The organism is Hafnia sp. HMSC23F03 (assembly GCF_001816025.1).
Classification (GTDB): Bacteria; Pseudomonadota; Gammaproteobacteria; order Enterobacterales; family Enterobacteriaceae; genus Hafnia; species Hafnia paralvei.
In genome coordinates this window covers 1-10,940 of sequence record NZ_KV824224.1, presented here as the reverse complement: position 1 = coordinate 10,940, position 10,940 = coordinate 1, and the positions used below count along the sequence as shown (strand labels likewise).

Below are 10,940 nucleotides of genomic sequence, written 5' to 3'. Positions count from 1 at the left end.
AACACGGAGACGCACTCATGACCATCGCACAACAACTTGAACAGAAAGGAATCGAGAAAGGCATTGAGAAAGGCCGCATGGAGGGCCGCATTGAAGGCATCCAGCTCGGTGAACAACGCGGAATTGAGAAAGGTGAGCGTGAAGCAACCTTAAAAATTGCCCGAACCATGCTTAAGAGCGGATTAGACCAAAACACCGTCATGAAAATGACCGGTCTGACCGCTGACGAACTGGAGCAAATCCGCCACTAATCAATGGCCACGATGCCCGTCTCAACAATAAAACCCCGTAAGTATCCTCTTACGGGGTTTTTTATTTGTCGCGATAGAGCGCTTAACGCGGTCGATGCGTATTCTTCTTGTGCTTAAGGTCATGACGTTCACGGTTATCGTTGACTTCATTGCGCTCAAGCGAGGCCAAATAAGTTTCTTCATCAACGATACGATGCGTCGCCACAAACTTATCATCGCGTACTTCAGGTTTATCATAACCCGCCATAACCCGCTGCTGTGGGTCTGTTAACGTCAGCGGCTTCTCACCCCCTTCATTAAACCAAGACACCACCTCACAGGCAGAAGTAACAAACGTACCCTCCCCGCTAAACAACAATTTCTCACCCGACTTTTCTTCTGCGATGAGCATTGCATCAGAGATATGAATTCCATCTTCTCGGTAAGGATCAGCAATTTCGATACGGTCGCCAGTATCCTGCAGAACGACTATCCCATCCTGCAAATATTGAACTGTTCCGTCGCGATTAACGCGAGAATCAAATCCATCAATATTAACGGCCGCAATATCATCGGCGACTGAGCACACTATCGCATTTTCAGACAATGACACAGTCCGTTGTTGCTGTTTAAGCTTATAAGAACGTCCACGCAGACGAGATATGGCTGCTTGATCTTGTGCAGCAGCTTGCTTCTCAACCCACTGCCAATAATTTAGTCTGCGATTTTCCGGCTGAGCATTAAAAACTGCCCTTTCCTGCTTCACTTTATCGCGTAAAGACTCAAACTCTTTTTGTCTTTCTAGCTCAAGTGTCCGATAGATAAGCTTCCGAATGAGCGGGTCATCAAATACATGACGGACTTGCTCTTTCTTCCAAGCATAACGATTCGATAGCGCCTTAAATTGAACACTGGCGTCTGTATCTGGTGCAGTTGGGCGCACCCATGAGTTCTTATAAGCCTTATAGCGGGAATCTAATTCTTCCCTTGCAATCGCACGGGCAAGACGACGTTCGCTACGTGCTCCCTGATCACGAACGTGGGCACGTGCATCGTATACAAATTCCTGCGGATAATTACTGCCGAGATACACGCCATCATCATCGAACTCATTAACAACCTCTGATGAAGGCTCAAAGTCTCCAAGCCATTTTTCAAGACATTGAAGAGTTAAATCAGGATGCAGCGTACTCGCTTTAATAGGGGTAACGTGTTCGTCATGACGTGAGTAAATAGCAAGGCCATCGCCTTTAGGCCGCATCTCAAGTCCAGCTCGAATGAGTTCAGTATGTAACTTTTCCCATGTAGCTTTACCACTTCCCAAAATCACGCCGACAGGTTCCCGACACACATCAACCGCGTAAGAGAAAAGGCTCTCTTTGTCATTATGATACTCAAGTTGGCGTGCTTTCCTCGGGATAGATTTAAAATCATTTTGGCCTCTAACAACGTGACCATTGTCATTGACCCATGCACCGTTGTCAGGCGTATAGCCGTATTTCAGTTCCAGTAAACGACACGTTTTATGCAGGATATCGACGTCGTTATAAAGACCTGCAGCTTTGTAAGAAATTGGGTTGATACGGTTCACAGCAACGTGACAATGTACATTGTCAGTATCGCGATGGATCGCAGTGACATACTGATTTCCCTCCATCCCCAACGTTTGTATAGCTGTACGTGCGCAATCAAAAATATCGCCATCAGCGGGCGTATCAACGACTGGCCACGAGAGGATAAAGTGGTAAACCGGATCGACACAACGCGTGTTCTGCGCCGCAACCATATTCATTTCAGCTGATGCAGTATCTAGACTAAAACAGTTGGTTTCACAAGCAACGGTGCCTGACAAAACCTGTTGTCGTCCATCGGGAAACTCCTGAAGAACTATCTGAGAGTCGGCATCATAACTTCGGTCGATGTAATCAACCAGACGATCAAAGATGGCCTCTTTTGAGCGGGGCATTCTAATGACTGGAGCATCAGGAGAAACGGTGTCATCAAGTTTGACGTCTTCACGTAACGTTAGATAGGAAATTAGTTGCAGAAAGCTGCTCTTTTTGTCGCGGCGTTTCTCAGGAACGATAGGTATCATTTCTCTGCCCTTCCTGCAGGCGTCACACCGATATCGAGAGCGACTATTGCCTTTTTAATCTCAATAAGAACATCAGAGTATTGACGGCTAAGTTCAGGCGTCATCTGCGTTTTCATTTCATTATAGAGATGCTTTTGCAGGCCGCCTAATCGCAGCAATTCGTTCATGAGCTTTATATCTGTTCTTACCGATATTTTCCGGTCAAGCGCGCAACGACGCAAAAACTCACCGACACTAAGTCCGGCAAGTTTAGCTTTTTCCTTGATAGCTTCCTTCTCTTCTGGAAGGCAGCGGATACCAAGAAGCAATTCTGTTCTGTTACGCTTTTCACTTTTGCTCACGACAGGTTTTGTGACCTTCTGCTCGGTGTTCGTCTGAGGTTCATCTAATCAGGGGTGTCGGGGCTTCGCCCTGACCAGGTTGTTTTTTGAAGCCGACTGCGTGCAGGCGGTTCAACAAAACATATCCTGTCCCTTATTTTGAACTGGATTTCATCTATTATGCCCCGCATGGCATGGTTTGTCACGACACCATGATGAGGTAAATTGGATAACCTAAAATGACGCATTATCGGTATAATTGCGGAATGACTCTGTTTAAATAGTGAAACAAGGTGGATTAGCATGGCTGCAAAGAATTTTTACACGCATGATCAGATCGAACTCGCGAAAATGAAGCTCGATGAATTACCTGATTTATCCAAAGATAAAATATCTAGTAAAGATGCACTGGAAATTCTTCACGCGCAGATTGTTGCGTTAGCGACACAAAAAGGCTATTCAGCGAAAGAAATTAAATCCGCATTGGAAACGTGTGAAATTGTAGTCAGTGAACGCGCAATTAGAGACTTACTTTCAGCAAGCAGTGGCTCAAAAAAGAAAGCAGTGGGGAAGAATAAAAAAAGCGTCAATCAATCTCAAAACTAGCAGGTTGTCGCATCGGTTGCGTAATGGTTCAATACCATTATGCAATCGCAGGGCAATAAAAAATCAGAGCATTAACTCTGCTTTCGCTTCTGTCATACGCGCTCAGGTAGCATGTCAGGGTAGCGGCGTGAAACAATATCGTTAATTTTATCCACCAACTCTGGGCGCTTAAATACAATGTGACCATTACCATTTTTATGGTACTTCACGAAAAAGTATTCCCCTTCATAGACTTCACCAGAAAAACCATGATTGTCATAAAATAAAGTGAAATTTGCACCATCTGCCACGCGATAATCTGGCACTGGTTTTCCCTCTAATACGTAGAAGGGTTTCGCCAAATCATCCAGTTTTGCAACGCTGCTACAAGTTGCTTTTGTGTAACCTTTACCCCACGTTTCAAGCAGACGTGAAACAATAATTTTCTTACCTAAACGACACGGATTATTCGTTTTATAGTCCCATGATATCGCGCGAAACACGTCAATAACACCTTGCTCAAACGTATCACTTTTGCTTGCATTCAACTGTGTAAAGGTTGCGATAACCGTCTCAAGGGTGATTTCTGGCATGTCATCACTATGTAACTGCTTTTCCCATGCATCTTGTTGCTTACTACTCATCAAAGTGATCATGCCTGTTTCATTCATGAGGTATTGCCATATATCAACATCAATACCTTTTTTAATCACCTTGTCGTCACGTTTTTGATTTGATTCCCAGCGAACGGCATCGAAAACGCATTGCCCAAAGTTAACAGTAGAGAGATCACCACTGACCGATAAGAACAACGCCTTGGCATCATGTAACATAGCCAGTCCATCCGCATACTTTTTCAATCCTTCGGCACGTATAGAAATAATGCGATCGATTTCCACTGATGGGATCAAGCCACCTGCCTGCTCTGTGCTGGAATCCATGTAAATCGAATCAGTTACACCATGATGAAGGGATAAAACCGTATTTTGCATAAATCATGCCTCTATTCGTCTTGTCAGAGAACCGCCTCATGCTTATGCATGAGGCGGAAAGTTAAATCATGCGAAAGCCCGTTTTAATTCGAGGGCGCGCAACAATTGCCCCCAATCACTCCCAAGCATAGCGGGAACCCTGACCGACTGGCGGCGACGCTGTTGTTTCACAATGTGCCGCCCAAAGGATTTCAACGCGGGCGCAATGGCCTGCGGTGAAATGTCTTCGTGGTAAACACGTTTTTGCTGTTTTTGCTTTACATGCGCCGCACAAGGCGCAATAATCGTGACTTCAGTTTTCATGGTTAAATCTCCATGTAGTGATTGAAGCTGGTTTATCTTTGATACGGTGAAACCAGCATGAGAGAGCAGGCGAAAGCCTGCTTTTTTTACATCTGTACGTTCGTATTTTTCGCTAATACCTCCTGTGTAATACGTTGAAGAATGGCCTGATGGGTGCAGGATTCGCGATCACAAAAATGGAAGTAACGCGCCCCCACTCGCACATAAATATCCGTCACATTCCCGCACACCATGTCAGCACTCATAAATGATTCGCTGTCTGTGTTCTCATCAAAAAAATACATCCAGTTAGCCGATAAATAGCGCCCTGCGGCGTCGTGAAAGGCCGCTACGCTGATTTCTACGGGCGCAGTAATTGATTTTTTTTCTTGCGCAAGCCAGTAGGCATGTTCGGCCTCGGCATCCCACAACATGCGATCGGTATTTGTGTAGTTGAGCGTCTGATACATAGATTTCTCCTTTGAAGCCTCTGGCTTCTTTCTGGTGTCATTCCGAACCGGTAGAACCGGCTGCGGGGCGTTTTTGCAGGAAGACGGTCAGCGACACGCGCGGCGTGAAAGTCCACAGGGGACGTGTTCATTTTTGAGACGAACTTGAGAGGACAAAAATTAATACGGCCAGCGCTTGCGCGGCCTGTTGACTTTCAGGTCCCGTGACGCAGGCTGATCTGCAAAAAGGAAACGTAGACGGCGCAAGGTGGAAGGTGACACGGAAAAGCCAGATTCATCTGGCTGCCTTAGCGCCCGACAGATAACTGTCGGGCAGTGAAAGCGGCTCGCCGCAAGGCCATGCAAGCGACGGGGTTGCGTCATGCGAGGGAAGCCCGTATGGGCAGAGACAGGCGCAGACTGGCTCTGTGCGTAGCACGAGCGCGCGGTCCGAAGGAGACGCCCTAGGGGGTAAGTCTTTAAAAATGACGTCGCACATGACGAATTATCATATTAATTAAGTGTCATTTTGGCACTTTACAATGCATTAAAAATTGCAAATCACATTAATTGTATTAGTATAAAGTGACAAAATGGCACTTTTAGAGAGACAAAAATGACGGGTTTTGAGCTTCGTTTATGGCGTCGTGGTTTTGGATGGGATCAAGAAAGAGCAGCCGAAGAATTGGGCATTAGCCTAAGAACTTACAAGCGTTATGAAAGTCGCAAAGAAATAGAAAAGATAGTTGAGTTAGCGACTGAAGCGCTGACGTTAAGAGAACAAAATGGTCGACTTTAAGACATCCCAATATCGTCTGTGCAATAGCTGCCCCTAAGCATAAGCTTGCTAGGATGTATAATTTTAACAAGCGATTATTAACTAGCAGACTATTGCATCCAAATTAATTATGACACAGGTATAATTTGTTTGTTTTCGTTGCTTGCATTCCTATGAAAACAATGCCCCCCTAGATTAACGGGCGTTATCACAGGGGTCTTCATGTGATGGAGTGTCTATATGAAGCTTTTTCATGGAAGTAAAACTTATTTCTCTGAATTTAGTACTGATTACTTAGGAACAGGAGAGTCAGGAGACATACACGCAATATGGTTCGCTGATAACTTTAATGCAGCCCGTAACCACTGTTATAAGATCCGCTCTCTTACTCATCGTTCTGTGTGGGTCTATGAATGCGAACTGTTGTCAGATACCGCTGTACTGAATACAAATCTACCTTTCGCCCAACAGCCTGATATTCAAAAGAAGTTGGATGATACTCTCCCTGTTTGTATTTCAGTTCAGTCACACTATGACGTATTATTCTGTGATTATCACCGCTATTCAAAGGGGATTATCAACGGAGTCAAAATCACTGCCGATCATAAAATAAATTTATTGCGGGCTGCGGGTATTGATGCAATATCCGATTATGAACGGGGCATGCAAGATTCACATTTGCATGGAGATACAACCGTCGTACTTACTCCTGAGAAAATACGAATTCTTCGCATCCATGAGGTGTAGAGCGGCAATAGATACGACTGCTCTGTATGCTTCTGCATCTTTACCTTAAAAGCCCTGACAGTTGCGGTAAGGGCTTTTAGATTTCGTAGCCTAACCTGACTTCTGTGATAACTATGCCAGCGCTATTAGGTATTAGATGTGAAATATGCGCCCATTACCTTCTGGCATTTCAACAGTTAGGCTCAGTTTGCCGCCCATAGCCTCTATATAACGTTTTAGCGTTGCTAACTTAACGTCGTTGCCGCGTTGCTCAATCTGAGCAATTGCTGGCTGGCTAACCCCCATTGATTGAGCGAGTGCTGTTTGAGATAGGCGTAGTTCCTCCCTCATCATCTGTAAGCCTGTCTCTAAAATCATTTCATCTGCCATTTCTTTAATTCGAGCTTGGCTTTCAGATGTACGTGCGGCAATTTTGTCGCGTAGTGTTTTCATTTATTCTCCTCCATCACAGTAAGATGAGCTGAAAATTCCTCATCTGCGATACGAATCATTGTCTTGTAAAACCGTTTGTCGTTGCTTTTGTCGCCTGCACACAAAATGATTGCACGTCTAATGGGATCAAATGCAAAGAACGCTCTAATTGGGCGACCATCATGCTGTATACGTAGCTCTTTCATATTCGGATATTTTGAGCCATTCACCGTATCGGCATACGGGCGAGACAATGTTGGTCCATACGCTTCAAGATTACTTAAATCAGCCAAGATTTTTTCTTGTGCATCTTCATCTTGCTCATCAAACCACTGGTCAAAACGAGTAGTAAAAATAACAGTCCACAAAGCTCATTCCTTATAATCTATAGCTTATATTTACAGTATATAAGCTATAGATTATAACCTCAATTATTTTTAAGATTTTAAACACAAAAATGATGAGCTCCCTACGCAGAACAGTTTACCCATCATTTTTGAATCACAATGATCAAAAGTTGCAGTTTTTTTCCTTCAAAACGTCATCTTCAATTAAGTTTATTGGGAAGTGATAATTCATCCAGCCATCGCTCAATAGGAGTTCGGCTCTCGAGTTCGTCATGCATATCGTTGAGCACCGCCCACAAAGGTTGTCCTGATAAAAATACCTGGCTACGTACACCGCAGAAACGTTGACTCCAGGCATGGACGCATTCAATGAGATCGTCATCGAAAATCCCCTGCCGTTCTTGGCGTTTATACCACGCTGCTAGCTCACTCGGCGTAGTAAACGCCAGTTCAATCTGTGCCTGCGCCACCTGTGTTTGATAGCGGCGGCGCTTTTGCTGGCGCTGTTTGGCTTCAATTTTATCGACACGGGCAAACCGCAGTTCCCATTGTCTATTTTTTCGTTCTGATAGTCGGTAATGCTCATCGGGAAAATACTGCTTAACCGCGCTGCCCGACAGCGGCAGCGGGCAATCCATCCCTCGCGTCTCTATCAGTTTGTCGAGGGCGGCGATATAGTCCGACTTGGACGCCCCGCCCCGCTCTTTTGGCGAATAGTCACCGGCTGCAAAGCGAATATCTTTGGCCGTGATCCGCATTGCGCCGCCGCGTAAGTGCCGGAATAAAGCTCGCGCATAAGGATGTTGTCCGAGTTGCGTGCCGCGCAGCTGCTTGCGTTCGACATAGATGATGGCCTGCGTTGCCGCAAACTGATGGACGTTATGCGGAATGAGTGCAAGATTATTAGGGATCACGCTGCCACCTCCTGATAGTGCTGGGCTTCTTTTGCCAACAGAGCGTTAAGATGATCGGGCTGAAAATGTACATCAAAGTACAGGTCAACGACTTGACCGGCGCTATCAACTCGGCAGACAGACCATCCATCACACTCTGTTCCTGCACTCGATACGTACCACTCCGCCTCTGGCGACTCGCCTTTTGGCGCAATCCGTAGCGTAACGGGGTATAGCCCGCCAAACTCGCTGCCGTATTCAGCTTCAACGACACATCCCTGCGGTACTTTTAAAATATTCAATACAGAACACGACAGCACATGCCGATAATCCTGACCGCGCTCGGCAAACTGTTCCAGTTCGACAGCGCTCATCGCGTGTAACTCGGATTTTCTTAACAGCGTCCCAATAAATTTCATGTGTTAAACCGCTGCCCTTTCGGGCAGCGTCTCCAAGTTAGGCGGCGTTCGCGATATGAGTATCAACGTCGTTCTGTGCATCAGATACGCTGTTTTGTGCATCAGATGGGGCAATTTCAGACACTACGGGCGAATTTTTCGCATCAGATGCGGGCTTTTGTGCATCGGGCGTACACATCCAAGCAGGAACCCAGCGATTACTCCCCATTTTGCTTTCAGCCAGTTCGGCGGCATCGCCTTTTTTCATCTTGTCGGCGTCACGCGCGGCACCTGTCTGCCCTGCTTCGTTCAAGGCATCAATGATTTGCGGTTTTTTCAGATGATCGAAGAAGTTTGCTTTCGTCGGTTGCCACCAATCGCGCATATGGAAATCAAGAGCAGTTTCTAGCGTATCGAGCGGACTGCGTGATGTATGCCCCATGTCGCGGGTCTGAACACCATCAACCGAGCATGCGGTGCAATATGCCATCAGCGCCATGAGAACAGAGTTATCCAGCGTAAAGAAGGTGGTAAAGTCTTTCTCCCAACCTTCTGGTAAGAGCGCTTCCAGCCGTGCTTTTTCTTGCATCAACGTAATGTAGGCCATTCCTTCCTCACCCGATGGCGCATTATCCGTCAGAGAATAATGTGACACGGTCAAGCCGATCACGAACGGGTGGCGAGTCGTTGTGCATCCTAGATACACATGCGTACACAAGCGCCAAGCGAGCAGCGCCAGCGCTTTTTCAGGCTGTAATAACAAGGCGGCTTGTACCGCAAGAGTGCGTTCAGATGACATTTTTGTCAGCAGAGGAAGACTGATAGCCTCAACGGGCTCGCGTGGGCTTTCGTTATCGACATTTTTATTGATAACTAACGGCTCTTGCTGGGTGTCCTCGGATACGTTCGCCGTATTATCGGCCTCAATGCGCAGCATCACACCACGCTGGATATAGAGAACGCCATCCGTCAGCGAGGCCACGACACCGCCTCGAATGCGATCAACATAGAGCCATGCGCGGTTTTCGGCCTGTTCTGTGAGCATCTCAATGTTTTCATTGAGTTGCATAACACGGTCGAAATTTTCATCCGTATCAGCAAGCGCGTTTCGTTCCGCTTCCCACTCGGCAATTTGAATCAGTTCTTGTGCGGTCAAATCGGCGTCAGGCTGTGTTTCTAGGCGATACTGCTGCGCATCTTCGCCGTAATGGCGGATCATAGACAAACGGCCTTCTGACCACTTCCAGCCCTCGGCGTCGGCAATCTCTTTTGCCGCTGCGTGAAGTTTCTCGCGCGTCAATCGCTCCAGTAATGCGGGATCAGTAATAAAGCCCTCATCGGTAAACAGGTCATAGCGAAAATCGCCACCCGCTTGCTCGTAAGCCTCGCGCCCGACAAAGTTTAGCTGAATGTTGTTTTCGGCGGAGATTTCATCACACAACACCTCACGACGCAGCGCATCCGGTCGTTGCTCATAAGAATATCCCGCCAGCGCGTTCTGCCATACGTTTAACTGGCGCTGATGGTCTTCGTTAGCGGATAGAGCTTGCAGCTGATCGAGGTTGATAGTATCGGTGGCCAGTGCCTCAAGTAACTCTGGAGCCATTCCCGCGAGGCGCAAACATTTCTGCACATGGCGCGTGGTATAACCGAGCACGCTGCCGATTTGCGCGGCGGTTTTGCCTGATTCACTGAGCGTCATAAAAGCACAAATTTGGTCGGCGGGGTGCATGTCTTCGCGTTGGCTGTTCTCGGTCAGCGACAGCGTCACAGCCATATCTTCAGATACCACTTTGACCGGAACGAGATAGTTATTATCAATGTCTCCTGCCGCTAAAAGCTGTTGTAGGGCAGATAAACGGCGTCCCCCTGCTGCGACGGCTAACAGCCCATCAGACTGTTCAAACGCCACCAGATTTTGCACAACGCCAACGGCTTTAATGCTCTCGGCAAGCTCTGCCAGTTTGGCTGCATCAGGGGCTTGTTTGCGCACGTTCAGCGTCGAATGGACGAGTGAACTCACGGTAATCATAGAAACGGGAATATCGCGCAGCGCGATGTTGACGGCTTCGGCCTGTGCCGCTGGGCTAGTTTTCTTGCTCGCTTTACTCGTATTGCGGGTTGCTTTAGTATTCTTCTCTGACATGGTTGATACCTCGATAGTGTTGATTAATGTCTGCCGGATGTCCTAGCATCCGGCACCTCTTTTGCTACTTTCGTTACTTTTTGATGCCGTGGCTGGCGATATAGCGATTCAGTCCATCGCCGCCGTTCGTTTCAAAACTCCATGCGCGCCAAATCAAATAACCTTCGTCGTCACGGATAACCAGACGAAAATGCGCCCCCTGATCGTCCTCAAGAGCGACATTGTGATAACACGCCGCGACAGCTTCAGCTTGTTGGCGGGTAAAGG

The 10,940-nt window shown here is 47.0% G+C and carries 14 protein-coding genes and 1 pseudogene; 4 read left to right on the top strand and 11 right to left on the bottom strand.

Annotation, left to right across the window (positions count from 1 at the left end; all coding sequences use genetic code 11):
• Positions 1-251, top strand: a pseudogene (locus HMPREF3091_RS10635) (ISNCY family transposase); the annotation flags it as partial.
• Between the two features lie 82 nt (positions 252-333).
• Here HMPREF3091_RS10635 and traI read toward each other — a convergent pair.
• Entirely contained in the window at positions 334-2,325 is a 1,992-nt protein-coding gene (gene traI, locus HMPREF3091_RS10630; RefSeq protein ID WP_070715753.1) for a TraI/MobA(P) family conjugative relaxase, read from the bottom strand.
• Positions 2,322-2,666: a plasmid mobilization protein MobA gene (mobA, locus tag HMPREF3091_RS10625; protein WP_070715751.1), complete on the bottom strand. Its 345-nt coding sequence runs from the start codon at positions 2,664-2,666 to the stop codon at positions 2,322-2,324. The genes traI and mobA overlap by 4 nt, the downstream gene beginning before the upstream one ends.
• A gap of 282 nt (positions 2,667-2,948) precedes the next feature.
• On the opposite strand from mobA, the gene HMPREF3091_RS10620 reads away from it, so the two are divergent.
• Positions 2,949-3,251 (top strand): hypothetical protein, encoded by a 303-nt coding sequence (locus tag HMPREF3091_RS10620; protein ID WP_070715748.1) that lies wholly within the window; start codon positions 2,949-2,951, stop codon positions 3,249-3,251.
• Positions 3,252-3,343: 92 nt separating this feature from the next.
• Here the strand turns inward: HMPREF3091_RS10620 and HMPREF3091_RS10615 are convergent, their stop codons facing one another.
• From HMPREF3091_RS10615 to HMPREF3091_RS10605, 3 genes are all read right to left on the bottom strand, one after another.
• The gene (locus tag HMPREF3091_RS10615) at positions 3,344-4,222 is read right to left on the bottom strand and encodes a DUF4942 domain-containing protein (RefSeq protein ID WP_371328685.1); all 879 of its coding nucleotides are present in this window, start codon (positions 4,220-4,222) and stop codon (positions 3,344-3,346) included.
• 66 nt (positions 4,223-4,288) lie between these two features.
• On the bottom strand, positions 4,289-4,525 hold the full coding sequence (locus tag HMPREF3091_RS10610; protein WP_070715746.1) for a hypothetical protein: 237 nt from the start codon (positions 4,523-4,525) through the stop codon (positions 4,289-4,291).
• Between the two features lie 86 nt (positions 4,526-4,611).
• The gene (locus HMPREF3091_RS10605; protein WP_043495533.1) at positions 4,612-4,974 is read right to left on the bottom strand and encodes a hypothetical protein; all 363 of its coding nucleotides are present in this window, start codon (positions 4,972-4,974) and stop codon (positions 4,612-4,614) included.
• Positions 4,975-5,569: 595 nt separating this feature from the next.
• On the opposite strand from HMPREF3091_RS10605, the gene HMPREF3091_RS22185 reads away from it, so the two are divergent.
• Together HMPREF3091_RS22185 and HMPREF3091_RS10595 are read left to right on the top strand one after the other, a co-directional pair.
• On the top strand, positions 5,570-5,752 hold the full coding sequence (locus HMPREF3091_RS22185; RefSeq protein WP_083321410.1) for a helix-turn-helix domain-containing protein: 183 nt from the start codon (positions 5,570-5,572) through the stop codon (positions 5,750-5,752).
• Between the two features lie 219 nt (positions 5,753-5,971).
• A complete protein-coding gene (locus tag HMPREF3091_RS10595; RefSeq protein ID WP_070715744.1) occupies positions 5,972-6,478 on the top strand; it encodes a hypothetical protein in 507 nt (168 codons plus the stop codon).
• A 132-nt stretch (positions 6,479-6,610) separates the two neighbouring features.
• On the opposite strand, the gene HMPREF3091_RS10590 is transcribed toward HMPREF3091_RS10595, so the two are convergent.
• From HMPREF3091_RS10590 to HMPREF3091_RS10565, 6 genes are all read right to left on the bottom strand, one after another.
• The gene (locus tag HMPREF3091_RS10590; RefSeq protein WP_043495528.1) at positions 6,611-6,910 is read right to left on the bottom strand and encodes a helix-turn-helix domain-containing protein; all 300 of its coding nucleotides are present in this window, start codon (positions 6,908-6,910) and stop codon (positions 6,611-6,613) included.
• Positions 6,907-7,257 carry a type II toxin-antitoxin system RelE/ParE family toxin gene (locus tag HMPREF3091_RS10585; RefSeq protein ID WP_043495527.1) on the bottom strand — a complete coding sequence of 117 codons (351 nt, stop codon included), beginning with the start codon at positions 7,255-7,257 and terminating at the stop codon, positions 6,907-6,909. Before HMPREF3091_RS10585 ends, HMPREF3091_RS10590 begins: the two co-directional genes overlap by 4 nt.
• A gap of 179 nt (positions 7,258-7,436) precedes the next feature.
• On the bottom strand, positions 7,437-8,150 hold the full coding sequence (locus tag HMPREF3091_RS10580) for a plasmid SOS inhibition protein A (protein WP_070715743.1): 714 nt from the start codon (positions 8,148-8,150) through the stop codon (positions 7,437-7,439).
• Complete coding sequence (locus tag HMPREF3091_RS10575) at positions 8,147-8,548, bottom strand: conjugation system SOS inhibitor PsiB family protein (protein ID WP_070715741.1); 402 nt, start codon at positions 8,546-8,548, stop codon at positions 8,147-8,149. Before HMPREF3091_RS10575 ends, HMPREF3091_RS10580 begins: the two co-directional genes overlap by 4 nt.
• A gap of 37 nt (positions 8,549-8,585) precedes the next feature.
• Positions 8,586-10,673 (bottom strand): ParB/RepB/Spo0J family partition protein, encoded by a 2,088-nt coding sequence (locus HMPREF3091_RS10570; protein WP_070715739.1) that lies wholly within the window; start codon positions 10,671-10,673, stop codon positions 8,586-8,588.
• A 73-nt stretch (positions 10,674-10,746) separates the two neighbouring features.
• A partial coding sequence (locus HMPREF3091_RS10565; protein ID WP_070715735.1) for a DUF905 family protein occupies positions 10,747-10,940 on the bottom strand: 194 nt, incomplete at its 5' end.